The organism is Ectobacillus antri (assembly GCF_003852715.1).
Lineage (GTDB): Bacteria > Bacillota > Bacilli > Bacillales > Bacillaceae_G > Ectobacillus > Ectobacillus antri.
Map to the genome: position 1 here is coordinate 279,358 of NZ_RIAV01000001.1, position 25,153 is coordinate 304,510.

The 25,153-nt window shown below is 41.5% G+C and carries 27 protein-coding genes and 1 other annotated feature; of the genes, 23 read left to right on the forward strand and 4 right to left on the reverse strand.

What is annotated here, in order from left to right; translation table 11 throughout:
• Nucleotides 1–96: 96 nt before the first annotated feature.
• Nucleotides 97–879, forward strand: a complete 783-nt coding sequence (fabL, locus tag EEJ45_RS01425) for an enoyl-[acyl-carrier-protein] reductase FabL (protein ID WP_124562992.1) — start codon at nucleotides 97–99, stop codon at nucleotides 877–879.
• 77 nt (nucleotides 880–956) lie between these two features.
• Complete coding sequence (locus EEJ45_RS01430) at nucleotides 957–2,300, forward strand: TrkH family potassium uptake protein (RefSeq protein WP_124562993.1); 1,344 nt, start codon at nucleotides 957–959, stop codon at nucleotides 2,298–2,300.
• A gap of 61 nt (nucleotides 2,301–2,361) precedes the next feature.
• On the opposite strand, the gene EEJ45_RS01435 is transcribed toward EEJ45_RS01430, so the two are convergent.
• Nucleotides 2,362–2,688 (reverse strand): imidazole glycerol phosphate synthase, encoded by a 327-nt coding sequence (locus EEJ45_RS01435; protein WP_124562994.1) that lies wholly within the window; start codon nucleotides 2,686–2,688, stop codon nucleotides 2,362–2,364.
• A 162-nt stretch (nucleotides 2,689–2,850) separates the two neighbouring features.
• On the opposite strand from EEJ45_RS01435, the gene ytfJ reads away from it, so the two are divergent.
• On the forward strand, nucleotides 2,851–3,270 hold the full coding sequence (ytfJ, locus tag EEJ45_RS01440; protein WP_124562995.1) for a GerW family sporulation protein: 420 nt from the start codon (nucleotides 2,851–2,853) through the stop codon (nucleotides 3,268–3,270).
• Nucleotides 3,271–3,445: 175 nt separating this feature from the next.
• Here ytfJ and EEJ45_RS01445 read toward each other — a convergent pair whose 3' ends face one another.
• Both EEJ45_RS01445 and EEJ45_RS01450 read right to left on the reverse strand, forming a co-directional pair.
• Nucleotides 3,446–4,177, reverse strand: a complete 732-nt coding sequence (locus EEJ45_RS01445; protein WP_245999799.1) for a C39 family peptidase — start codon at nucleotides 4,175–4,177, stop codon at nucleotides 3,446–3,448.
• A 791-nt stretch (nucleotides 4,178–4,968) separates the two neighbouring features.
• A complete protein-coding gene (locus EEJ45_RS01450; RefSeq protein WP_124562996.1) occupies nucleotides 4,969–5,184 on the reverse strand; it encodes a DUF3911 family protein in 216 nt (71 codons plus the stop codon).
• Nucleotides 5,185–5,612: 428 nt separating this feature from the next.
• Here EEJ45_RS01450 and ilvE point away from each other — a divergent pair, with 428 nt between their 5' ends.
• The 20 genes from ilvE (at nucleotide 5,613) to EEJ45_RS01550 (ending at nucleotide 24,189) form a co-directional block, all read left to right on the forward strand.
• Nucleotides 5,613–6,506 (forward strand): branched-chain-amino-acid transaminase, encoded by an 894-nt coding sequence (gene ilvE, locus EEJ45_RS01455; protein WP_124562997.1) that lies wholly within the window; start codon nucleotides 5,613–5,615, stop codon nucleotides 6,504–6,506.
• A 5-nt stretch (nucleotides 6,507–6,511) separates the two neighbouring features.
• Nucleotides 6,512–8,179, forward strand: a complete 1,668-nt coding sequence (gene ilvD / locus EEJ45_RS01460; protein WP_124563193.1) for a dihydroxy-acid dehydratase — start codon at nucleotides 6,512–6,514, stop codon at nucleotides 8,177–8,179.
• Nucleotides 8,175–8,396 (forward strand) — a binding site (T-box leader). It overlaps the preceding gene by 5 nt.
• A 62-nt stretch (nucleotides 8,397–8,458) precedes the next feature.
• Nucleotides 8,459–10,153, forward strand: coding sequence for an acetolactate synthase large subunit (ilvB, locus tag EEJ45_RS01465; RefSeq protein WP_124562998.1), 1,695 nt, complete (start codon nucleotides 8,459–8,461; stop codon nucleotides 10,151–10,153).
• The gene (ilvN, locus tag EEJ45_RS01470) at nucleotides 10,153–10,665 is read left to right on the forward strand and encodes an acetolactate synthase small subunit (RefSeq protein WP_124562999.1); all 513 of its coding nucleotides are present in this window, start codon (nucleotides 10,153–10,155) and stop codon (nucleotides 10,663–10,665) included. Before ilvB ends, ilvN begins: the two co-directional genes overlap by 1 nt.
• A gap of 16 nt (nucleotides 10,666–10,681) precedes the next feature.
• Entirely contained in the window at nucleotides 10,682–11,689 is a 1,008-nt protein-coding gene (gene ilvC / locus EEJ45_RS01475) for a ketol-acid reductoisomerase (RefSeq protein ID WP_124563000.1), read from the forward strand.
• Between the two features lies 1 nt (nucleotide 11,690).
• Complete coding sequence (locus EEJ45_RS01480) at nucleotides 11,691–13,232, forward strand: 2-isopropylmalate synthase (protein WP_124563001.1); 1,542 nt, start codon at nucleotides 11,691–11,693, stop codon at nucleotides 13,230–13,232.
• On the forward strand, nucleotides 13,201–14,271 hold the full coding sequence (gene leuB / locus EEJ45_RS01485) for a 3-isopropylmalate dehydrogenase (protein ID WP_124563002.1): 1,071 nt from the start codon (nucleotides 13,201–13,203) through the stop codon (nucleotides 14,269–14,271). The genes EEJ45_RS01480 and leuB overlap by 32 nt, the downstream gene beginning before the upstream one ends.
• Nucleotides 14,268–15,635 (forward strand): 3-isopropylmalate dehydratase large subunit, encoded by a 1,368-nt coding sequence (gene leuC, locus EEJ45_RS01490; RefSeq protein ID WP_124563003.1) that lies wholly within the window; start codon nucleotides 14,268–14,270, stop codon nucleotides 15,633–15,635. The genes leuB and leuC overlap by 4 nt, the downstream gene beginning before the upstream one ends.
• Complete coding sequence (gene leuD / locus EEJ45_RS01495) at nucleotides 15,613–16,176, forward strand: 3-isopropylmalate dehydratase small subunit (protein ID WP_124563004.1); 564 nt, start codon at nucleotides 15,613–15,615, stop codon at nucleotides 16,174–16,176. The genes leuC and leuD overlap by 23 nt, the downstream gene beginning before the upstream one ends.
• Before the next feature lie 323 nt (nucleotides 16,177–16,499).
• A complete protein-coding gene (locus EEJ45_RS01500; RefSeq protein WP_124563005.1) occupies nucleotides 16,500–17,762 on the forward strand; it encodes an ATP phosphoribosyltransferase regulatory subunit in 1,263 nt (420 codons plus the stop codon).
• Entirely contained in the window at nucleotides 17,738–18,373 is a 636-nt protein-coding gene (gene hisG, locus EEJ45_RS01505) for an ATP phosphoribosyltransferase (RefSeq protein WP_124563006.1), read from the forward strand. The genes EEJ45_RS01500 and hisG overlap by 25 nt, the downstream gene beginning before the upstream one ends.
• Nucleotides 18,373–19,662: a histidinol dehydrogenase gene (hisD, locus tag EEJ45_RS01510; RefSeq protein ID WP_124563007.1), complete on the forward strand. Its 1,290-nt coding sequence runs from the start codon at nucleotides 18,373–18,375 to the stop codon at nucleotides 19,660–19,662. Before hisG ends, hisD begins: the two co-directional genes overlap by 1 nt.
• Nucleotides 19,662–20,249, forward strand: a complete 588-nt coding sequence (gene hisB / locus EEJ45_RS01515; RefSeq protein WP_124563008.1) for an imidazoleglycerol-phosphate dehydratase HisB — start codon at nucleotides 19,662–19,664, stop codon at nucleotides 20,247–20,249. The genes hisD and hisB overlap by 1 nt, the downstream gene beginning before the upstream one ends.
• Nucleotides 20,250–20,855: an imidazole glycerol phosphate synthase subunit HisH gene (hisH, locus tag EEJ45_RS01520; protein ID WP_124563009.1), complete on the forward strand. Its 606-nt coding sequence runs from the start codon at nucleotides 20,250–20,252 to the stop codon at nucleotides 20,853–20,855. It abuts the gene before it with no gap.
• On the forward strand, nucleotides 20,849–21,568 hold the full coding sequence (hisA, locus tag EEJ45_RS01525) for a 1-(5-phosphoribosyl)-5-[(5-phosphoribosylamino)methylideneamino]imidazole-4-carboxamide isomerase (RefSeq protein WP_124563010.1): 720 nt from the start codon (nucleotides 20,849–20,851) through the stop codon (nucleotides 21,566–21,568). Before hisH ends, hisA begins: the two co-directional genes overlap by 7 nt.
• Nucleotides 21,562–22,320, forward strand: coding sequence for an imidazole glycerol phosphate synthase subunit HisF (gene hisF / locus EEJ45_RS01530; protein WP_124563011.1), 759 nt, complete (start codon nucleotides 21,562–21,564; stop codon nucleotides 22,318–22,320). The genes hisA and hisF overlap by 7 nt, the downstream gene beginning before the upstream one ends.
• Nucleotides 22,317–22,622 carry a phosphoribosyl-AMP cyclohydrolase gene (gene hisI / locus EEJ45_RS01535; RefSeq protein ID WP_124563012.1) on the forward strand — a complete coding sequence of 102 codons (306 nt, stop codon included), beginning with the start codon at nucleotides 22,317–22,319 and terminating at the stop codon, nucleotides 22,620–22,622. The genes hisF and hisI overlap by 4 nt, the downstream gene beginning before the upstream one ends.
• A gap of 13 nt (nucleotides 22,623–22,635) precedes the next feature.
• Entirely contained in the window at nucleotides 22,636–22,956 is a 321-nt protein-coding gene (hisE, locus tag EEJ45_RS01540) for a phosphoribosyl-ATP diphosphatase (RefSeq protein WP_124563013.1), read from the forward strand.
• Between the two features lie 12 nt (nucleotides 22,957–22,968).
• On the forward strand, nucleotides 22,969–23,970 hold the full coding sequence (locus EEJ45_RS01545; RefSeq protein WP_124563014.1) for a histidinol phosphate phosphatase domain-containing protein: 1,002 nt from the start codon (nucleotides 22,969–22,971) through the stop codon (nucleotides 23,968–23,970).
• Between the two features lie 66 nt (nucleotides 23,971–24,036).
• Entirely contained in the window at nucleotides 24,037–24,189 is a 153-nt protein-coding gene (locus tag EEJ45_RS01550; protein ID WP_124563015.1) for a DUF4025 domain-containing protein, read from the forward strand.
• A 118-nt stretch (nucleotides 24,190–24,307) separates the two neighbouring features.
• On the opposite strand, the gene pssA is transcribed toward EEJ45_RS01550, so the two are convergent.
• Entirely contained in the window at nucleotides 24,308–25,015 is a 708-nt protein-coding gene (pssA, locus tag EEJ45_RS01555) for a CDP-diacylglycerol--serine O-phosphatidyltransferase (RefSeq protein WP_124563016.1), read from the reverse strand.
• Nucleotides 25,016–25,153 lie beyond the last annotated feature (138 nt).

Here is a 25,153-nt window from a genome sequence, read left to right on the forward strand (position 1 = left end):
TGAACTACCTTACTTATACTATAGTGGTATGGTGTGAAATCTGTGTGAACTTCGTGTGACAGAAACAAGAACTTTGTAGTTTGACGTAAGAATGAAATGTGGGTAAAATTTGGACAAAAGCATACAGGAGGAAATAGTGTGAAAACAGCATTGATTACAGGTGGAACAAGAGGAATTGGGAAGGCAATTGCGCGTCGATTTGCAAAGGAAGGTTATCATCTTATTTTAAATTACATGCGTAAAAAGAGCGATGCAGAACAAACCAAAGCTGAAATTGAAGAAGAATTTGGGGTAAAGGTATTGCTTGTGAAAGCAAATGTGAAAGAAATGGAACAAATTCAACATCTATTTGCGGAGGTGCGGGAGCAATTTGGTCATTTAGATGTGTTTGTAAGCAATGCTGCATCCGGAGTTTTGCGTCCTGTCATGGAAATCGAAGAAAGTCATTGGCAATGGACTATGGATATTAATGCGAAAGCGTACTTATTTGCGTCGCAAGAAGCAGCCAAGCTTATGCCGAAGGGTGGTGCAATTGTTGCATTATCAAGTCTTGGTTCTATTCGAGCTTTGCCAAATTATGTGACAGTAGGTGTATCAAAAGCGAGTGTGGAGGCCATTACACGTTATTTGGCTGCAGAACTTGCGGGAAAAGGAATTGTTGTTAACGCAGTGTCAGGTGGTGCAGTTGATACAGAGGCACTTAAGCACTTTCCAAATCGTGAAGAATTACTGGGAGCAGCTGCGGCTCGTAATCCTGCCGGACGTCTTGTTGAGCCAGAAGATTTAGCGGAGGCGGTATACTTTTTATGTACGCCTGCTGCTAGTATGATTCGGGGTCAAACCATTATTGTGGATGGAGGCTTATCATTACTTTGCTAAGAAAAATTTATGTTGCAAAGATAGTGAAATAGACTTATGCTCAGATGTGGAATTAGCACACAATAAGGAGCAATTATATGGTAAAAAGAAACAAAGCAAAATGGAAAAATAAATTTATTCATTTAAGTCCACCGCAAATTTTAGCGGTTGGTTTTTTCTGTTTAATTGTAATTGGCGGAATACTACTTAAACTACCGATGGCGACAAATCAATCCATTAGCTGGGTAGACGCATTTTTCACTGCAACATCAGCTGCGACTGTAACGGGTCTTAGTGTAGTAGATACAGGAACAACATTTACTGCTTTTGGCCAAGTTATCATTATGCTGTTGATTCAAGCCGGTGGGCTTGGCTTTATGACACTAGCTATTTTAATCGTTATGGTGTTAGGGAAACGAATTGGTCTTCGACAACGATTATTAATTGGAGAAGCGTTGAACCAAACAAATATTGGAGGCCTGTTGGTTTTAGTAAAACGAGTGCTGTACTTTTCGCTTTGTATTGAAGCAATTGGCGTAGTTTTTTTATCAATACGGTGGATTCCGGAGCTAGGATTTGTCAAAGGATTACATTATAGCGTTTTTCATGTAGTGGCAGCATATAATAATGCAGGATTTGCACTTTGGCCTGACAATTTAACGAGATATGTTGGTGATCCTATTGTTAATCTTGGTATTTGTTTTTTAATTATTACTGGGGGAATTGGTTTTACTGTTTTAATTGATATATGGTACAGCCGTAAGTTCAGTAAACTTTCTCTGCATTCTAAAATTATGATTGTTGGTACAATTGTACTTACAATACTGTCAATTTTGACAATTTTTGTGTTGGAGTACACAAATCCAAAGACACTTGGAGCTTTAAATAGTATTGAAAAGTTTTGGGCATCATTCTTTCAAGGTATTACACCGCGTACTGCAGGGTTTAATACGATGGATTACGGGAGTATGAGAGAACCAACCTTACTTGTTACGATGGTACTTATGTTTATTGGTGCTGGAAGTGTATCAACAGGTGGTGGAATTAAGCTAACAACATTTGTGATTTTGTTGTTTTCTGTGTTGGCTTTTTTTAAGAGGAAAGAAGAGCTCGTTTTATTTAAGCGTACGATTAAAATAGCAACGGTAACACGTGCATTGGCGATTGCAGTTGCGAGTCAACTTTTAATTTTCATTGTTGTATTTTTATTGATGATTACTGAAAACTTTACGTTTATGCAGCTATTGTTTGAAACTATTTCTGCATTTGGGACGGTAGGGTTATCAATGGGAATTACAGCGGGGCTATCGTCAATAGGGAAATGCATCGTTATGTTCGTTATGTTTTGTGGTCTCATCGGCCCCTTAACATTGGTCTTTTCATTAGCTCGTCCTGATAAAGAACGAATCCGTTATCCGGGCGAGGATGTATTTACAGGATAACAGAAGCCGGGATATGGTATCCCGGCTTTTTGGTATAACATGGAGAATGAGTTGGTTTTACTTAAAATAGTGATAACAAGAAGCTCAGCACAGCCACACGGAATACGAGCGCCATAACGGCTGCTACAGCTCCTAAAATAATGGCGATGCGCCCTGTTGTGCGTGCACCTTTACTTGCAGCGTATAAGCCGATTAGTACAGCAGTAATTCCAAAGAAAACCGGAAATGTGAAAAACGATAAAATCCCAAGTGCTAAAGCGACAAAGCCAAAAATGGCACCACCGGATGTTGGTTCAGCAACGGTATGTTTTATGCGAGCAGGAGCAACTTCAGCAGCATACTCTTCATCTGTGTGATCGCGCAAGCGTTCATAATCTCTGTCTGCCATTGTACATTCCTCCTTACGAGATTTGTCTCTTCATGAGACTACTTTTAGTATGTCTGTTATATATGTCTTTCATTTGAACAACACATTGAAAAAAGTTGGTATGCTTATGTTATTTTTGGAAAACATAGGAGAGATAAAAAGTGAAAGCGAGTGATTGTCAGTATGCAACATCCTATTGAGGATTTAATGAAAACGGCAATGCATAACTTAAAAGAAATGGTGGATGTGAATACAATACTGGGTAAGCCTGTTTCTACAAAGGACGGCAGTGTCATCTTAACGGTATCTAAAGTCGCATTCGGTTTTGGTGCGGGGGGCAGCGACTTCGGTTCTACGTCTAAAAAGGTAAGTCGTCCGCATAACGGTCATCGCATGCCTGAAAAGCCAGAACATGAAGATGCTTATCCGTTTGGAGGAGGAAGTGGTGCTGGTGTGTCTATTGATCCTGTTGCATTTTTAGTGGTGGGCTCAAAAGGGGTACAAGTGATGCATTTGCATAGCAACACCCACTTGATTGAAAAAGCGATGGATGCAGCACCGCAAGCCCTACAATCTGTACAAAATATGATCAATAAACAGTAAAGAGGCCGGGACATAACTGAATCATGTAACTTTAAAGACGAGAGAATAGAGAATAACTGATACTAATAAAGGAAAAATCCGAACTAAATCGAATTTTGTGTGTAGAATTCCGACTAATAGTTCGGTTTTTTCTTTGGCTGAAAATCTTTTGTCCCATCTTCTTTTATATAAACATTCAATTCGCAACATAATCGTCAATTTTGTGAGTTGTACTTCTTCGTGTTTCTTGTTTTTGATAACTAAGAGCTTGGCGACCCATTTGAATCCATGTTTGTTCAAATTGGGAACGTTTGATACGTTTGTTAGGCATGTGATAAAGCGGATCATTAATATATACATATTGACGGGAATAGCCGGTAAGCAAGACGCTATGCATGGCATACGTTACATGCATGGGCCCTTCGTTTGTAAACCAAGTTTCAAATCGTTCATCTGGAAGAGGTGCGAATGTATCGTTGACAATTGTCCATACTGGAACGCCCTGGTCGAGTTTACGGTATAAATCTTCAGGATCGCCTCCAGTTAAGTTGTTGACGGTATGTAAGTAAGAAAAAGCAAGTTTATAAATAGGCTCTATATAGACGCCAAGTCCAGGTCTACTGAAGGAATACATATCTCCCACAAAACCTTCTTTCATGTTGCCGTGCAAGTTATGTTCCTCAAAAGCGACTTTGTCAATTTTAGAAGCTAATTCCATTTTATCTACATCAATTCCAGCGTGACAAAGTAGCATGGCAAGGCTTGTCACTTCACACCCGCGTGGGAGTTCTGGGTTTTGTTCAATATGGGGAGCGTGGATTAACACAGTATGATGATATCTTTTCTTCCAACCGTAATAGGAAATAGCAGCTAACACAGGAAGTGAAAGCAATACTTTCTTTTTGTGATTCTTTACAATTTGCAACAACAGAAACAGCCTCCTTTGCCTACTTGCTTTTCAAAAAAAGTACGAAATAGTGAAAAAGTATGCGTATGGACATATATTTCGTGATGATTACCAGGTTTCCTTTCATTAGCTAAAAATTATTAATTGAAAACATCCTTATCTTTTGGAAAGTTTTTATTTATGTATTTTCAGTTTAGGGGCTATGGTATTGGTGTAAAGTGAGATCTACAATGCAAAACCTACTATTCCGTTACTTAAGTGGTAAAAATCAAAACATATAATGTAAGAAAAAAAGCCGATAATGACAAAAACCTTCTATATAATATAAATGAAACGGCAGAAGCAATATAGGTGTAGAATACTTCCGAATCACTTGTATGATGAATATCCCCAGTAGAAATTAACAGCTTCGTGAACAGGAATTAATGTTAAAACTATGTATTTTTAGTTGACGTATATTTTTTAATAGTATATAATTTAATTTCGTGTCTCAGTTTCATTTACTTTACTTGAAAAAAAGTCGATATATATTAAGTATGCAACAGAAATTAGGGGGTAAGATTGGTGAAAGATCGGGCTGATTGCTAACAACTTTTACCATCTTGGGAGAAAACGCGTACTGACTGAAAGATCGGCTGATATGGAGCGGTCCTGGAGCCGTAGTGGTGAAAGAGAGGTAGGGCTTTCATCCGTAGAGTACAAAATAGTTACTTTCCCGTTACAGGTAAGAGCTCTCCGAAAAGGAGAGCTCTTTTTGTTTTTACTATGTCCAAACGCAATGTTCATAGGCGCAGGTAACTGTAGTATATTTTTTAATCGTTATATACCCCAGTGAGCATGCGACTTACAAGTGCATCATTCCACTCATTTTGTGACTGTACATCAATATAAGCTGTGAAGGCTAATTCATCTGCACTTAGCTTCGCCATTTCCTGCAATTTACACATGCCCTGCTCGTTCATAAAGTCAAACAATTGTAACATTTCCATTACTTCTTGACGCGTTCCTTTAATTTGTAATGTAGCCATTTCTATTCCTCCTTTAAAGTGTAGTGCTTTTTGAAAATAGGATTATGAGCAGAATGCGTTGGATATGTCTGTAATTTTATGCATTCACCATGTCCTGATTTTCTTTAGTTTGTCTTCGTATCCTTGTTGCAAAGCTTTTTATAACTTTCTGTATGAGATAATGGTGACGAATTATATTCGAACAATAACACACAAATCCTCTTTCTACAAAAACATTTTTAGTGAAAAAAATGTCGAAAAATTTTTGGGTAATATTTGTAAACGCTACCATCATTGATATATCAGTACTTGTAGCAATTGTAACAAATTTTAATATTTAAAATATTCTAAAAATTGTTTTGATTATTTTGAAAGAGAAGCGTAAACTAGAAAACAACCAAGGAAGCGGGAAGGTTTCCCGCAAAACATAAGCAAATGGGGGATCACTGGTGAGCGAGCAATGGATCTATTTGAATGGGAAATTCGTGCCAAAACAAGAGGCGAAAGTTTCTGTATATGATCATGGCTATTTGTACGGAGACGGTATTTTTGAAGGCATTCGAGTATACAGTGGCAACGTGTTTCGGTTAAAGGAGCATCTTGTACGTCTGTATGAGTCAGCAAAATCCATTTTGCTTGACATTCCATACTCTTTGGCTGAAATGACAGAAATTGTGGCTGAAACAATTAGACGTAATCATCTTTCTGATGGTTATATTCGCTTAGTTGTATCAAGGGGAGAAGGTAACCTTGGACTAGACCCAGCATCTTGCTTGAGACCAAATATTGTTGTAATTGCTGAGCAACTGGCCTTATTTCCGGCTGAATATTATAAAACGGGAATTCCAATTATTACTGTAGCAACAAGACGCAACCGACCGGACGTGTTAAGTCCACAAGTAAAATCACTTAATTACTTGAACAATATTTTGGTACGTATTGAGGCAAAACTCGCGGGTGTGCAAGAAGCGCTTATGCTGAATGAACAAGGATATGTAGCAGAAGGATCTGGAGATAACGTATTTATTATAAAAGGGAATAGACTCATTACACCACCTAGTTCTGCAGGAGCACTAGAAGGCATTACACGAAATGCCATTATGGAAATTGGTGCTGCGCTTGGTTATGACGTTAGGGAAGAATTGTTTACACGTCATGATGTATATGTGGCTGATGAAGTCTTTTTAACCGGTACTGCGGCGGAAGTGATGCCGGTAACAAAAGTAGATGGCAGAGTCATTGGAGATGGTGCACCGGGTGTACATACAAATCGACTTCTTGCTGAATTTAGAGCACTTGTTGTAAAAGACGGAGAAAAAATTTATGCCGATAAAGTGAGTTGATAATGTTGCGAAGCAATATGATTAAAAAAGGAATTGACCGTGCCCCGCACCGTAGTTTGTTATATGCGGCGGGTGTAAAAGAAGAAGATTTTGACAAACCATTTATTGCAATCTGTAATTCATATATTGATATCGTACCGGGACATATTCATCTACGCGATTTAGCTGATGTAGCAAAAGCAGCAATTCGTGCAGCAGGTGGCGTACCATTCGAGTTTAACACAATAGGTGTAGACGATGGTATCGCGATGGGGCATGTAGGTATGCGATATTCACTCCCGAGTCGTGAAATTATAGCCGATGCTGCTGAAACGGTTATTAACGCACACTGGTTTGATGGCGTATTTTATATGCCAAACTGTGATAAAATCACGCCTGGTATGCTAATGGCCGCAGTTCGTACGAATGTACCGTGTGTATTTGTATCAGGTGGACCGATGGAAGCGGGGGTATCTAAAGATGGCAAGCCGCTCAATCTAGTGTCTATGTTTGAAGGCGTGGGTGCTGTAAAGGCAGGGAAGCTCAGTGTAGAAGACTTAATTGCAATGGAACAAGCAGCGTGTCCAACTTGCGGATCATGCTCTGGTATGTTCACCGCAAACTCAATGAATACCATTATGGAAATGTTGGGCGTTGCACTTCCGGGAAACGGTACAATGGTTGCGACGAGTAAAGAGCGTCATGAATTGATTTATAAAGCTGCATTTCATCTCATGGATTTGATTAAGAAAGATATTAAGCCAAGAGATATTATTACAAAAGAAGCGATTGATGATGCATTTGCACTTGACATGGCAATGGGTGGGTCAACAAACACGGTGCTTCACATGTTGGCGATTGCGAATGAAGCCGGCATAGAATACGATCTCAGTCGCATTAACGAAGTCGCAAATCGTGTGCCGTATTTAGCTAAAATTAGCCCTGCCTCCGACTATTCTATGCACGATGTACATTTGGCTGGCGGTGTGTCTGCAATTATCAAAGAACTTGCCTATATTCCAGGAGCTATTCATCATGAACGTATTACCATTACAGGAAAAACGCTTCTTGACAATGTGGAAGACGCGGAAATCATAAATACTAATGTTATTCGCAGAAAGGAGAATCCTTATAGTAAAACTGGTGGTCTAGCAATTCTTTTTGGTAATATCGCACCTGACGGTGGAGTTGTTAAGGTTGGAGCAGTTGATCCTTCCATTGAAACATTCACTGGTGAAGCCATTTGTTTTGACTCACATGATGAAGCAGTAGCTGCAATACACAGTGGCATTGTAAGAGAAGGACATGTGGTTGTCATTCGTTATGAAGGGCCTAAAGGTGGACCTGGCATGCCAGAAATGCTAGCACCAACATCAGCCATTGTAGGCCGTGGTCTTGGCAAAAAGGTAGCCCTCATTACAGATGGACGCTTTTCTGGTGCAACACGCGGTATTGCAATTGGACATATTTCACCCGAAGCAGCCGATGGTGGTCCCATTGCTTATGTGGAAGATGGAGATGTTATCACAATTCAGCTTCGCAATAATCGTATTCACTGGGATATTACAAAGGAAGAGCTAGAAAGAAGACAGCAAAGCAAGAGTTTACCAGAGCCAAAGGTAAAGAGTGGTTATCTAGCTCGCTATGCGAAACTTGTAACCTCTGCAAATACAGGAGGAATTTTAAAGGTGTAAAGCGATGACGGGGAGGAGTAGTTGTACGTGAAGCCTCACAGAGAGTCGGTGGCTGGTGGAAACCGACGGTTCACACAATGAACATCGCCCCTGAGTGCCGGATTGAATAGGTAGGTTCGGACGGTAGCCGCGTTATAGGCTTGACTCTAAGTAGTCTCTGAGGCAAGGATATTCCTTGTGAAGAAGGGTGGTACCGCGGAAATCTTTCGCCCCTTTAAGCTGTATTAGGCTTGGGCGAGAGATTTTTTATTGGAAAAATTTCAAGTAGGGGGGTTAAACATGTCTTGGCAAACGCAAGAAAAGAAGGCGACGGGGGCAGCGCTTTTGTTGGAGGCGTTACAGCGAGAAGGAACAGAAATTATCTTCGGATATCCAGGCGGTGCAGTATTGCCGCTATATGATGCGCTATATGATTGCGATATTCCTCATATATTAACGAGACATGAGCAAGGTGCGATTCATGCTGCGGAAGGATATGCGCGTATTACAGGTAAACCAGGTGTTGTAATCGCAACAAGCGGTCCTGGTGCAACTAATGTGATTACAGGGCTTGCAGATGCGATGATGGATTCATTGCCGCTTGTTGTATTTACAGGACAGGTTGCAACAACCGTAATTGGAACGGATGCCTTTCAAGAAGCAGATGTAATCGGTCTTACTATGCCGGTAACTAAGCATAATTATCAAGTGCGTCATGTGTCCGATTTGCCACGCATCGTGAAAGAAGCATTTCATATTGCTTCTACAGGTAGACCAGGACCAGTTGTAATTGATTTACCAAAAAACATGATTGTAGAAACCGGGGATGTTACAGATATAGCTGAAATGGATTTGCCTGGCTATCAGCCAAATTATGAACCAAATCGCTTGCAAATTGCAAAGCTTCTCACAGCAATAGAGGAGGCAGAAAAGCCTGTTATTCTAGCAGGAGCAGGGGTGCTGCATGCGAAAGCCTCACAGGAACTCATTACCTTTGCACGTATGTATCAACTGCCGGTGGTTCATACCTTACTTGGTCTGGGAGCGTTCCCTGCTGATGATTCCTTATTTCTTGGAATGGGCGGTATGCATGGCTCTTATACAGCTAATATGGCACTGTATGAGTGTGATTTGCTTATTAATATTGGAGCGCGATTTGATGACAGGTTAACAGGGAATTTACAGCATTTTGCTAAGTATGCAACGGTGGCACATATTGATATTGACCCTGCTGAAATTGGGAAGAACGTTCCCACAGCAATTCCTATTGTTGCTTCTGCAAAGCGCGCATTGCATGTCATTTTAGAGAAAAGTGGTAAAAAGCTAAATCATATGGAATGGCTTGTGGAATTGCAAAAAAGAAAGGAAAGATATCCGTTTTCTTATAAGAAAAACAATGAAGCCATTCAACCACAATACGCAATGGAATTGCTTTATGAAGTAACAGGTGGCAATGCCATCATTACAACAGATGTAGGACAGCATCAAATGTGGGCCGCACAATATTACGGCTTGCAGGCGCCAGATCGATGGGTTACTTCAGGTGGACTCGGTACGATGGGATTTGGCTTTCCGGCAGCAATTGGCGCCCAATTCGCAAAACCGGATGAACTGGTCATCGCTGTTGTTGGTGATGCAGGATTTCAAATGACCTTGCAGGAGCTTAGTGTTTTGAAAGAACACGACTTGCCGGTAAAGATATTTATTGTCAACAATGAAGCGCTTGGTATGGTAAGGCAATGGCAGGAGTCATTTTATGCAAAGCGCTACTCGCACTCGTTGCTTCATTGTCAACCTGATTTTGTTGCACTTGCCGCAGCGTACGGTATAAAGGGGGTTCGTATCGAAAATCCGGAAACAGCGAAAGAGGAATTGGCTGCAGCCATCGCATATGATGGACCAGTTGTGATTGATTGCCGTGTGGTACAGTCTGAGAAGGTGTTGCCGATGATTGCGCCCGGAAAAGGTGTGCATGAAATGGAGGGGGTGGAGTGATGAAACGCATCGTAACTGCGACAGTACGCAATCAAAGCGGAGTGCTAAATCGGATCACAGGAGTGATGTCACGCCGGCAATATAATATTGAAAGCATTTCTGTTGGTCATACAGAATATCCTCATATGTCACGGATGACGATTGTTGTACATGTGGACAGTATCACCCAGATTCAACAGCTCATTAAGCATTTGCATAAGCAAATCGATGTACTAAAGGTATCTGATATTACAGATGAAGCGATGATTGCAAGGGAATTGGCACTCATCAAGGTATCAACAGCAATAGCTTCAAGAGCCGAGATTTATAGCTTGATTGAACCGTTTCGAGCGACCGTTATTGATGTTGGTAAGGATTCCATCATTGTGCAAGTAACGGGTACGCAAGATAAGGTAGAGGCACTTATAGAACTTTTGCGTCCATACGGACTAAAAGAAGTAGCGCGTACCGGTGTAACAGCTTTTACACGCAGTACAAAAAAGCAAGAAAAACAAATTATGCTTTTAAACTAAAAAGGGGGAAAAAAGGATGGCAAAGGTATATTACAAAGATGCAGTGAAGGAAAATGTGTTAGCGGGCAAGAAAATCGCAATTATCGGGTACGGCTCACAAGGTCATGCGCACGCGCAAAACTTACGTGATAACGGTTTTGATGTTGAGATTGGATTGCGTTTAGGTAAATCCTGGGATCAGGCTCAGGCGGATGGATTTACCGTTAAGTCAGTAAGCGAAGCTACAAAGACGGCGGATGTAATCATGATCCTTTTGCCGGACGAGAGACAACCTGAAGTGTATGAAGGAGAAGTTGAGCCATACTTGGAAGCGGGTAACGCTCTTGTGTTTGCACACGGTTTTAACGTTCATTTTAAACAAATCACACCGCCTCAGGATGTGGATGTGTTCTTAGTGGCGCCAAAAGGGCCAGGTCATTTAGTGAGACGTACTTTTACAGAAGGTGCTGCAGTACCGGCCTTGTTCGCTGTACATCAGGATGCAACGGGAACGGCACGAGAAAAAGCTTTGTCCTATGCAGATGGTATCGGTTCAACAAGAGCTGGTGTGCTTGAGACAACGTTTCAGGAAGAAACAGAAACGGATTTGTTTGGTGAGCAAGCAGTACTTTGCGGCGGTGCAACGGCTCTGGTGAAAGCAGGCTTTGAAACGTTGGTAGAAGCGGGGTATCAGCCGGAACTTGCATATTTCGAGTGCTTGCACGAGCTAAAATTAATTGTCGATTTGATGTATGAGGGCGGACTTGAGAACATGCGTTATTCTGTTTCTGATACAGCACAATGGGGTGATTTTGTATCAGGACCACGCATTGTCACTGATGAAACTAAGAAGGCAATGAAGAAGGTTCTTGCGGAAATTCAGGATGGTACGTTTGCGCAAGGTTGGATTGCAGAACATAAAGCGGGTCGTCCGGTTTACAACGCAATCAATGAAACGGAAAACAACCATCAGATTGAGAAAGTAGGACGTGAGCTTCGTGCGATGATGCCATTTGTGAAGCCTCGTGTAAAAGTGGAGGTCTAATATGAAACACATCCAATTCATGGACACGACATTACGAGACGGGGAACAATCAGCCGGTGTGAATTTGAATCCACAAGAAAAGCTGCAGATTGCAAAGCAGCTTGAGCGACTGGGTATACATGTGATGGAGGCGGGTTTCGCCTCCGCCTCTCTTGGTGATTTTCAGTCGGTCCAAGAGATTGGTAGAGTCATTCAACATGCATCTGTTATGAGTTTGGCTCGAGCGAAGGAATCAGATATACGTGAAGCTTATGAAGCACTGAAGGGGGCTGTAGCACCCCGGTTGCATATTTTTATTGCCACTAGCGACATTCATTTAAAATATAAATTGCGTATGTCGAGATTGGAGGTTCTGGCATCTATCAGGGAATCTGTGAAGCTTGCAAAATCATTGTTCCCGACTGTGCAGTTTTCAGCCGAAGACGCTACAAGAACTGAACATGCTTTTTTAGCACAAGCATTAGAGGAAGCAATTCGCTGCGGAGCGGACGTGGTAAATATTCCGGATACAGTGGGGTACACCAATCCACAAGAGTACCTTTCTCTGTTTCGCTATATGCAGCAACATGTTCCATCGTATGAAAAGGCAATCTTCTCTTGTCATTGTCATGATGATTTGGGATTAGCGGTAGCCAACTCACTTGCAGCCATTGAGGGCGGGGCTTTGCAGGTAGAAGGAACAATTAACGGTATTGGAGAACGAGCAGGTAATGCAGCACTTGAAGAGGTTGCGGTTGCCTTGCGTATACGTGAAGATCATTACAAGGCACAAACAAATTTGGTATTGAAAGAGATTAAAGCAACAAGCGCGCTAGTAAGTCGCTTAACTGGAATGGTTGTACCAAAAAACAAGGCAATTGTAGGGGCAAATGCATTTGCACATGAGTCAGGTATTCATCAAGACGGCGTATTAAAGGAAGCGTCGACCTATGAGATTATCTCACCGCAGCTTGTAGGTGAAGAACAAAATAAGTTGGTACTTGGTAAGCACTCTGGTCGTCATGCCTTTACCGAGCGTATGAAAGAAATTGGCTACGAGCTTACAGAGGAAGAGAGAGATCGTGCATTTCGTACATTTAAACAGCTAGCTGATCGTAAAAAAGAAGTAACAGAAGAAGATTTACACGCTCTTATTTTAGGAGAAACATCTCTTGTGCATCAGCCTTATGAAGTTAAACATTTGCAAGCACATTTTATCTCAAACGGTACGCAATCCGCAACAGTCGTAATCGAGGATGCAAATGGTAATGTGCTAGAAGATGCTGCAACAGGAGCGGGCAGTATCGAAGCCATTTACAATGCAATTGATCGCATTTTACAACTGAATTGCAAGCTTGTAGATTACCGCATTCAATCCATTACACAAGGCCAAGATGCATTAGCGCACGTACATGTGGAATTGGAAGGAGTTACTCGGGTCACAGGGTTCGGCGTTGCACAAGATGTGTTAGAAGCATCGGCACGAGCCTATGTGCATGCCGCAGGAAAACTACTTAAAAGGAGTGAAATGGATGGAAAAACGAATCGTATGCTTAGCAGGTGATGGGATTGGTCCAGAAGTGATGGCTGCCGGAAAACGTGTTTTACACATGATTGAACGTTTATACCAGCATAAGTTTCACTTACAGGATGAGTTGTTTGGCGGAGCGGCCATCGATGCATATGGAAACCCGCTGCCTGCTCGTACATTAGCTGCTTGTCTGGCAAGTGATGCTGTATTGCTTGCTGCAGTCGGTGGTCCGCGTTGGGATACAGCGCCCGAACGCCCAGAAAAAGGGTTACTTGCACTTCGCAAGGCACTTGGAGTATATGCAAATGTTCGTCCGGTTACAGTAGATGAAGCTACTTTGCATTTATCACCGTTAAAAGAAGAGTGTGCAAAGAATGTAGATTTCGTTGTAGTGAGAGAGCTAACAGGCGGTATCTATTTTTCGTATCCAAAGCATCGAACAAGAGAACAAGCAACGGATACATTGACTTATAGCAGAAGAGAAGTAGAACGCATTGTAGAATATGCATTTAGATTGGCAGCAACAAGAAGAAAAAAGGTGACGAGTATTGATAAAGCCAATGTACTGGAGTCTAGCAAACTATGGCGTGAGGTAACAGAAGAAGTAGCTCTGCGTTATCAAGGTATTGCGCTTGAGCATTTACTTGTGGATGCCGCGGCGATGGAAATGATTAAAAACCCAGGGCGCTTTGATGTGATTGTGACAGAAAACTTATTTGGAGATATTTTAAGCGATGAAGCATCGGTTTTAAGTGGGTCTTTAGGGATGCTACCGTCTGCGAGTCATGCTGAGCAGGGCCCTTCTTTATATGAACCAATTCATGGTTCTGCTCCTGATTTAGAAGCGGATCGAGCAAATCCGATTGCGATGATGCGCTCTGTTGCAATGATGCTGCAACAATCCTTTGGTTTGTCGGCAGAAGCAAATGCGATTGAACAGGCAATTCAAAATGTACTAAAGACGGGGAAAGCAACGAGTGATTTGGGAGGGAAAGAAACAACCTCTTCGTTTACAAATTATGTGTTGCAAGAGTTAGAAGCGCAGGTTTTGGTAGGGAGGGGTCGTGCATGAAGACTTTGCTAGATAAGCTTTGGGAGCGTCATGTTGTGGCAAGTAGAAACGGATATGATTTACTATACATCGATTTACATCTCGTGCATGAGGTTACTTCACCGCAAGCCTTTGAAGGCTTGCGGTTAAACGATAGAAAAGTTCGTCGACCGGACTTAACCTTTGCCACAATGGATCATAATGTACCTACAAGAGAAATCTGGAATGTGACTGATCAAATCGCTCAAAAACAAATGGATACACTTCGTATGAATTGTAAAGAGTTTGGAATTGAGCTTGCCGATTTGGACGATGAAAGACAAGGTATTGTACATGTCATTGGTCCCGAGCTGGGATTAACACAGCCGGGGAAAACCATTGTATGTGGTGATAGTCACACCTCAACGCACGGTGCGTTTGGTGCGTTAGCGTTCGGTATTGGTACAAGCGAAGTAGAGCATGTGTTAGCCACACAGACATTGTGGCAGAAAAAGCCCAAATCTATGGGGGTCGAAATCAGCGGTGTATTGCCTAAAGGGGTATATGCAAAAGATATTATTTTGCACCTTTTAAAAACGTATGGTGTTGCAATGGGATCTGGGCATATTATCGAATTTTACGGAGAGGCAGTTAGCCGTCTTTCTATGGAAGAGAGAATGACGCTGTGTAACATGGCAATTGAGGGAGGTGCTAAGGCTGGATTAATCGCACCGGATGAAACCACGTGGTTATATCTACAAAATAGACATTATACATCACCAAAAGTCACCGATTTATTTACGGATAAAGGCGCATCTTATGATACGTCCATTCATATTGACGTATCCCATCTAGCTCCTTATGTAACATGGGGAACAAATCCTGGTATGGGCGTACGTGTTGATGAGGTATTGCCACCGGTTACAGATGAGAATGAAGATCGTGCTTATGTATATATGGGTTTGAAACCTGGTCAATCCGTTTCAGATATTCCGGTGCAACATGTATTCATTGGTTCTTGTACAAATTCAAGGTTATCTGATTTGGAGGAGGCAGCGCTTTATATTAAAGGTAAAAAGGTAAGAGAGGGTGTTAGAGCGCTGGTTGTACCTGGATCAAAAGCAGTGCGCAACGCTGCAATGGCAAAAGGATTACATACCATTTTTATTGAGGCTGGTTTTGAATGGCGCGAGGCTGGTTGCTCGATGTGTCTTGGTATGAATCCTGATCAAGTACCAAATGGAGAGCATTGTGCCTCTACGTCTAATCGAAACTTTGAAGGGCGTCAAGGTAAAGGAGCACGTACACATTTAGTCAGCCCGGCAATGGCTGCCGCCGCCGCTGTATATGGCAAGTTTGTCGATATTCGAAAGGAGGAATACCGTGAAGCCGTTTCGTACGCATAAGGGAAAAGCAGTCGCATTACTTCGTGACAATATTGATACAGATCAAATTATTCCTAAACAATATTTAAAGCGCATTGAACGAACGGGATTTGGTGAATTTTTGTTTGATGAGTGGCGTTACAAGGAAGATAGAACAGAAAATCCAAAATTTCCACTCAACCAAAAAAAAGATGCGACAATTTTAATTGTAGGTGACAACTTTGGATGTGGTTCCTCGCGAGAACATGCGCCATGGGCATTAGATGATTATGGCTTTCGCGCTATTATTGCAGGAAGTTTTGCTGACATTTTTTATATGAATTGTACAAAAAATGGACTGCTTCCGTTAGTACTTGATGAAGAAAGTCGCCACATACTTTCTAGTGTACAAGAGGAAATCATAATTAATCTGGAGGTACAAGAAGTACGTACGTCAGAACATATCTTTAGATTTGATATTGATCCGATTTGGAAAGAAAAATTGCTCGGTGGCTTGGATGATATCGCTACGACCCTTCAATATGAAAAAGAAATTTCTTTATATGAAGCAACGCGTGCATAATCTCCGAAATACATTTCGGAGTTTTTTTGTTTGATGGAAAATCTCTTCTATAAAGTTGTCATTGTATAAGTACAACTAAAAAACTGACATTTTTTTGTGGGAAACAAGAACGGGCAATGTATGGTTGCGGTCAGTGCTTAAGAGATACGCTTGTCAAGTAAGAACATACACACGTAGCGAGGCGTTCTGGAACGGTGATTTTCTTGTCGTTTATATGTCGAAAAAACTATGTAGACGTATACAGTTCAGTTGCCGAAAAAATTTGACAGATGAAATCTTACTATGTATCTTGTAAACAAACAACTTACAAGAAGGTGTGAAATATGACAAAATGGAAGCGAGCAAACCCGACTGGTACACGGGATTTGTTTTTTGCAGATAGTACGCTACAGGAAGAAGTAGAGCAGCGTTTGCGCCGTGTGTTCATATCACGCGGATATGAAGAAATTCGAACACCTACAATTGAATTTTATGATGTGTTTTCGTTTCAAAATCGACCAATTGATGAAGAACGTATGTATAAGTTTTTTGATCATCGTGGACGGATTTTAGTATTGCGTCCTGATATGACAATCCCGATTGCGCGGGTTGTCGGTACAACCATGATGAAACCACCGCTTAAGCTTACATATAGCGGTAATATTTTCCGTTCCAATAAAAGCCTGGCTGGTAAATACAATGAGTTAACACAAGCGGGGATTGAAATCATTGGTATAGATAATTTGCGTGCTGAGGTAGAGTGTATTGTCAGTGCGATTACCGCACTACAGGCAATTGGTGTGAGTCAGTTTAAAATTGAAATTGGCCAAGTGGAGCTATATAAGTCCATCATTAAAAAGTTATCGTTAACAGAAGAAGATGAGATCGTGTTGCGTAGTTATATTGAGAACAAAAGCTACACAGGATTGACTGAATTTTTAAAGAGAAAGAATTTTGATGAAAAAGATGCGACAATTCGCTTGCTACAAAGGTTGCCACGTTTGTTTGGTGGTATAGAAATTGTAGAGGAAGCCGAGCGCTTAGCTACAAATAAAGAAATGAAGCAAGCGGTTGTGCGTGTACGACAAATTTATGAAACCATTGCGAGACTGGGCTACGGAAATTATGTGTCTGTAGATCTTGGAATGGTACAAAATCTACAGTATTACACAGGTGTTATTTTTAGAGGCTATGCAAATGATGTTGGTGAAGAAATCGTAAGTGGCGGCCGTTATGATGATTTGATGGGGCATTTTGGTGAGCCTCTTCCAGCAGTAGGTCTTGCGCTTCAAGTCGATCAAATTGTGCGTGTTTTAAAAGAACAAACGCCACCTGCTGAGATTGAATCAGCGGCAGTGTTGATTCATTATGCGTTAGAAACGATTGAAGAAGCAGAACGTCTGCGTTGCTTGCTCGGAAAAGACGGTGTGAAAGCAGAATTATCGATGTGCGAAACATTGCAAGAATCCTTTCACTTTGCAAGAAAGCATGGAATTCAACGAGTTATAGATACAGCTGGCGATCGATTGGCTGAATATGAGTGGAAAGAGAAGTGGCAGCTTATGAAGGAAGGAGAAACATCATGCGTCACATTCAAATTGCGTTAACAAAGGGAAGACTTGAAAAGCAAGTTGTGCCGCTTCTTGAGAAAATCGGAATTGATTGCACTGAACTAAAGGATAAGGGACGTAAACTTGTTTTTAAAAGTCATAACACGAATGTTAGTTTTATTTTGGTGAAAGCCGTCGATGTACTAACGTATGTGGAGCACGGTGTTGCAGATATTGGCATCGTTGGAAAAGATGTATTGCTTGAAAACGAAAAAGAACTCTACGAAATGATTGATTTAGGAATTGGGAAATGCAAGTTTGCAGTAGCGTCTATCCCGACATATGACCCAAGTAGCTATAAAAAGAAAACCATTGCTACAAAATATCCAAATGTTGCTTCAGCATATTTTCGCCAAAAAGGTGAAGATGTTGAGATCATTAAAATAGAAGGTTCGGTTGAAATTGCACCACTTTTAGGTTTAGCAGATGCAATTGTTGATATTGTTGAAACAGGACAAACTTTGAAAGAGAACGGCTTAATTGTATTTGAAGATATGCATGATATTTCAGCTAGATTAATTGCCAATAAAGCTTCTCTTAAAATGAAGAAAGAAGAAATGTTCGCTATTATTGACCTTGTCGAACAAGTTGTAAAGGAGGGTGAGTAATGAAAGTATTATACGGAAAGCAAGACGAAATCATTGCAGGTATGGAAACGTTACGAGAAGAGGCGAAGCAGTTTGAAAAAGAAGCAACGCATGTTGTCGAGCGCATTGTGACAGATGTAAAGGCCCGTGGTGATGAGGCGCTTCGGTTTTATACGGAAACCTTTGATAAAGTAACTTTAGAGTCGTTCCGCATTCCTGCCGTGCAGTTGGAAGAAGCTCTTGCATCAGTAGAAGTGTCATTTATAGAAGCTTTAGAAGGTGCGAAACGAAATATTGTATCATATCACGAAAAACAAAAGCGTTACGGGTTTTTAGAGGCTGAACAAGACGGTATTATACGGGGGCAATTGATTCGTCCGCTGGATACGGTTGGTGTATATGTGCCGGGTGGAACGGCGGCGTATCCCTCATCCGTATTAATGAACGTATTACCAGCCAAAATTGCTGGTGTCAAGAGAATTGTAATGGTAACCCCACCTCATCCAAGTGGTGTAAATCCTTACATTTTGGCTGCAGCCAAAATTGCGGGAGTAGATGAAATATACAGCATTGGGGGTGCGCAAGCTGTCGCCGCATTAGCATATGGGACAGAGAGTATTCCACGCGTTGACAAAATTGTGGGACCAGGAAACTTGTATGTGGCACTTGCAAAACGTGCCGTGTTTGGTGATGTTAATATTGATATGATAGCAGGGCCGTCTGATATCTTGGTTATTGCAGATGAAACAGGGGATGCGCGCTATATTGCAGCAGACTTGCTGTCTCAAGCTGAGCATGATGTGAATTCTGCAGCCATTTTGGTCACAACGGACCAAACCTTGGCAGAAGCTGTGCAGCGTGAAGTGAAAATACAGCTACAACAGTTACCACGAAAGGAGATTGCACAAGCATCCGTGGCGCGAAACGGCGCGATCATTGTTGTAGATTCTTTGGAAGAAGCGTTCGAAACAGCCAATCGCATTGCCCCTGAACATTTGGAACTACATGTAAAAGAACCAATGATGGCATTATCACAAGTGAAGCATGCTGGCTCCATTTTCCTAGGACCATATGCCCCAGAACCGCTTGGGGATTATTATGCTGGGCCAAATCATGTGCTTCCGACAAGTGGCACGGCCCGTTTTTTCTCAGCGCTTTCTGTGGATGATTTTATTAAAAAGTCAAGTATTCTTTCGTATACGAGAGAAGCGTTATATAAAGTAAGAGATCACATCACTATTTTGGCGGAAAAAGAGGGCTTACACGCACATGCGAAGTCCATCAACATTCGATTTGAGGAGGAAAAATAATGAGCCGTACAGCAACGCTATCACGTACAACAACAGAAACAGATATTTCCGTTTGGGTCGATTTAGATTATCAAGAGGAAGTAAGTATTGATACAGGTGTAGGTTTCTTTGATCACATGCTTACCTTGTTTGCAAGACATGGACGTATCGGTTTAAAAGTAAAGGCAGTAGGGGATTTACATATTGATTCTCATCATACGGTAGAGGATGTTGGCATTGCAATAGGAGCTTGTATCAAAGAAGCTCTTGGCGATAAAAAACAAATCAATCGTTATGGTACGAGCTATGTACCGATGGATGAGGCACTCGGATTTGTATCGCTTGATATTAGCGGTCGCCCATTCTTAGTATTTGATGCTGAATTGAAGGCCGATACGCTAGGAAATTATGATACAGAGCTTACAGAGGAGTTTTTCCGTGCTATTAGCTTTAATGCAGGAATCACGCTGCATGCGCGTGTATTATATGGAAGAAACACACATCACAAAATTGAAGCGCTCTTTAAAGCGTTTGGACGTGCACTACGCGAAGCAATAGAAATAAATGGAAACATCATCGGAATCAATTCCACGAAAGGAATGTTGTAAATGATTGCAATCATTGATTACGGCATGGGGAATTTACGCAGTGTATCAAAAGCGCTTGAGCATGTAGGTGTAGAGTATGTTATCACCGATAATGCCGATGTTATCCAAGATAGCACGGCCATCTTGCTACCAGGGGTAGGCGCTTTTCCAAAGGCAATGAAAGAATTACATGATAGAGGGCTTATTACATTGATTCGTGAGCAAGCACACATGGGTAAACCGATTCTAGGAATCTGTCTTGGCATGCAATTGCTGTTTGAGAGCAGCGAAGAAATTGAACCAACAGAAGGACTTGGGTTGCTTCCGGGAACGATTCGTAAAATTCCCGCAGGGCGCAAAATTCCGCATATGGGCTGGAACAATCTCCAGAAACGGAAAGACTCACCGCTATTAAAGAATGTACAGGATGGGGCGTACGTATATTATGTTCATTCTTTTTATGCAGATTGTCCTGAAGAGGTCATTGATGCCGGTAGTGAATATGGTGTATTTGCACCAGGTGTGGTATCTAAGGGCAATATTTTCGGTGCTCAGTTTCATCCGGAAAAAAGCAGTGAAATTGGTTTGAAAATGCTACAAAATTTTAAGGAGTTGGTCACATGTTGATTTTCCCGGCAATCGATTTAAAAAATGGGCGCTGTGTTCGCTTGTATCAAGGGCAATTTGAACAAGAAACAGTGGTGAACGAGAATCCACTTCAGCAGGCACTACGCTTTGAACAACTAGGTGCAAAAGTCCTTCATTTGGTAGACTTAGACGGCGCTCTAGATGGAACACCGACGAATTTGCCGGTTATTGAACAAATTGCTAAGACGCTTCGGATACCTGTTCAAGTAGGTGGCGGTATTCGCTCATTAGAAACAATTGCAACGTTGCTTTCTGTAGGTGTAGATCGAGTGATTATTGGAACGGCAGCACTGTTAGATCCCGCATTCTTACGAGCAGCTTTGGCAGCATATGGTGAAAAAATTGTAGTTGGTATTGATGCGAAAGAAGAATATGTGGCAACACGCGGCTGGCTCGATGTATCGGATGTGCATTATATTACACTTGCCAAACAGATGGAGGAGATGGGTGTAAAAACGATTGTGTTCACTGACATTTCTAGGGACGGCACATTGGCTGGACCAAATTTTGAACAATTAGCATCTTTGCAAAGCGCGGTTGCAGTTAACATTGTTGCATCAGGCGGGGTGAGCTCACTAGCAGATATTGAAAAACTCAATCGTATGAATTTGTACGGTGTTATCACTGGAAAAGCGTTATATGACGGTAAGGTTGTATTAGAAGAAGCACTTGAGGCGGTGAAAACATGCTAACAAAACGCATTGTACCATGTTTAGATGTAAAAGATGGTCGCGTTGTAAAGGGTGTAAATTTCGTTGGATTAGCAGATGTTGGCGATCCAGTAGCTATAGCAGCTGCCTACAATGAAGCAGGCGCCGATGAACTGGTATTTTTGGACATCACGGCAACACATGAAGGCCGCCGCACGATGATTGATGTGGTAGAACGCACGGCTGCTGAGGTATTTATTCCTCTTACAGTAGGGGGAGGTATCAGCAGTGTGGAAGACATGTATAATATGCTGCGCGCTGGTGCAGACAAAATTTCTGTGAATTCAGCAGCTATTCGTAACCCGCAGCTAATCGCAGATGGGGCAGCGCGTTTTGGGGCACAGTGTATTGTTGTAGCCATTGATGCCAAACGAGTAGGTGACAGGAAGTGGCACGTCTTTATAAATGGTGGTCGTATCGATACAGGATTGGATGCTGTAGAGTGGGCGCAAAAAGCAGAAGCACTTGGGGCAGGAGAAATTTTGCTCACTAGCATGGATGCAGATGGTACGAAAGAGGGATATGACTTAGAGCTAACAGAAGCTGTATCCAATGCGGTTACTATTCCAGTCATCGCATCAGGTGGGTGCGGGAACAACATGCATATTGTAGAGGTATTTGAGAAAACGTCCGCATCAGCCGCTCTAGCTGCCTCTATTTATCATTATGGTGAAACTACCATTATGGAAACGAAACAAGAGATGAGAAAAGCCAATATTGAGGTGAGATTATGAAGCCAGATTTTAGTAAAGGCTTACTACCTGCCGTTGTTATTGATGATACGACGCAAGATGTGCTTATGCTTGGTTATATGAATGAAGAGTCTTATGCCAAAACATTGGAGACGAAAACAACGTGGTTTTTCTCGCGCTCCCGCAATAAACTCTGGAATAAAGGGGAAACATCCGGTCACTTTCAGCACGTCAAGGAAATCTTTTTAGATTGTGACCAAGACACTATTTTAGTTCGTGTTAACCAAATTGGACCTGCTTGTCATACAGGCAGTCAAAGCTGCTTTTTTACAAAGGTATTGTGAGAGGAGAAGAGCAATGAGTATACTGCGTGAACTGTATGAAGATATTCAAAATCGAAAAAAGAATCCGCAAGACGGTTCTTATACAAATTACTTGTTTACAAAAGGTGAAGATAAGATTTTAAAAAAAATTGGTGAAGAATGTACAGAAGTAGTCATTGCTTCCAAACGTGATAACCATACAGAGCTGGTTAGTGAGCTCATGGATTTAACTTATCACTGCCTTGTACTTATGGCAGAAAAGGATGTCTCCTTAGAGGAGCTTGAGGAAGAAGCAAAGCGGAGAAGAGGAAAGTTATCTAAGGTGGGAGACAGAAAAGAAATCGATACGCTATAGGAGGGGGAAACGATGAGGGTAGATTATCACCTGCATTTGGAGGAAGGACCATATTCACTACGTTGGCTTGATCGCATAAATGTAGCATTGCAGCATTTTGTACCGGTAGCAGCCCCGAAGCATTCGTTAGATTGGCTTAAGCAATCACAAGCGCTATTGCAAGAACGCTTAGAAAAAGGAGCATTCTCGCCGTTTTGGATTGATTTATACTTAGAAGAAGCAGAGCGTAAAGGCTTGCAAGAAGTAGGGATTGTAGATCATCTCTACCGTTTTACAGAAGCGCGCGACTATTATTATCGTCATGTCGACATTAGTGATAGCGATTTAGGCCGTTTACAAAAGGAATGGCTTGATCAAGTAATGATTGAATCTATTCATCATTTTACAGCGGCGATTGAAGAAGCGAAGGAAAGATGGGCCAAACGCGGCATAACGCTCCGCCTTGGGCTAGAGGCCGATTACTTTGCTGATGGTGAAGAAGAGCTACGAGAACTGCTGAAGCTGGGGAATTGGGACTATGTAATCGGCTCTGTACATTTTACAGAAGGCTGGGGATTTGATAATCCAGACACACAAACGCGTTTTCAAACACAGGATGTACCAGCTTTATATGAGAAACATTTTGCGCTAATTGAGCGTGAAATTCGATCTGGTTTATTTGATTTTGTTGCCCATATCGACAATATGAAGGTCTTTAATTATCGACCTGATGAAAATCATTTGCTTCACTACTATGAGCACATTGCTCGTGTACTGAAGGAATGTGACGTGGCAACAGAGATTAACGCAGGTTTATATTATCGTTATCCGGTCAAAGAAATGTGTCCGAGCCCGTTGTTTTTAAGTGTACTGGCTCGTCACCGTGTACCTATTACGATTTCATCTGATTCCCATTATCCTGACGACATTGGTAGCTATGTGGCTCAAAATGTAGAAACACTACTTCGTCACGGTTATACTGAAGTAGCTACTTTCGCAAAGCGCCAACGCATTATGAAACCGCTACAAGGATAAATATGTTAATACTGAAAGACTTTATTTTGCTCACACTAATAGTGAACTTAATTCAAGGAGGCGCTTATGATGAGCAAAGAACAATATAAGGATACAGGGAAATTAACTAACAAGCATTATGGTGAAGCCAGGGAACAAAGTAATCAGTCGCTTACACAGGAACAAGTACAAAATACATTAACAGAAGGAACCATCGATCAACAGGTAAAGCGACATTAAAGGCTATAGCAAAGAGGCCTGGATATAACTGAATCATGTAACTCTAAAGCCAAAAGAATAGGGACTCACTTACTCCTGTTAAAAAGATTGTGATGAAAGAAAAAGAATAACCGTTCGGTTATTCTTTTTCTTTTTCATTTTTCTTATCAAAATGTCGTTGACGCAAGAATTGAGACAACATATACATAATGTAAAGCGGAATTGCGATAAATAAAAATTCTGGTATGCTTCCAAAATTGCGTTGATACATGGTTATGATAACTGCGATTAAAAATAATGTAACAATAATGCTGTACTTTGGAAGAGGAACATCTTTGAGACTTGGAATTTGAATGCGACTAACCATTAAAAAGGCAAACCCAACAAATAGTGTGATGAGTATAATGTTAGGAATTTTATTCGAGAACAGTGTTAAAAATGCCATGATACCACCTGCTGCAGTAATTGGGACGCCTGTAAAGTACTTGAGTGACGTAGAAGAAGGCGTTACATTAAAGCGCGCTAGGCGATAAGCGCCGAACAATGGAAATAATGCCGCTATGTACAGCCCAATAAAGCCGTATTGCGAAAAGGAAGTATAATACATTAAAAGTGCAGGTGCGGCTCCAAAAGTAACAATGTCAGCGAGAGAATCGAGTTCTTTTCCCATTTGAGAATCAACGCGCAATAAGCGGGCAATTCGTCCATCGAGACTGTCAAGCATCATCCCGATTAGAACAAGAATGGCAGCAGATTTATAGTGTCCCATAGAAGCATAACCAATTGATAAAAATCCGCTATAAAGGTTTCCTAAGGTAAATAAGTTTGGAATGGCTGCTCTGTACAAGTTAAGATCCCTTACTTTCTGTTAAAATTCTTTCTTAGTGTGTGAAAGTACTTGTTTTTTATCATACCATAAAATGCTAAAGGTGTTGAGTGTATTATAAAAAATAGGTGTTGTTAAAGTTCCTGAGCCATTTCTGTT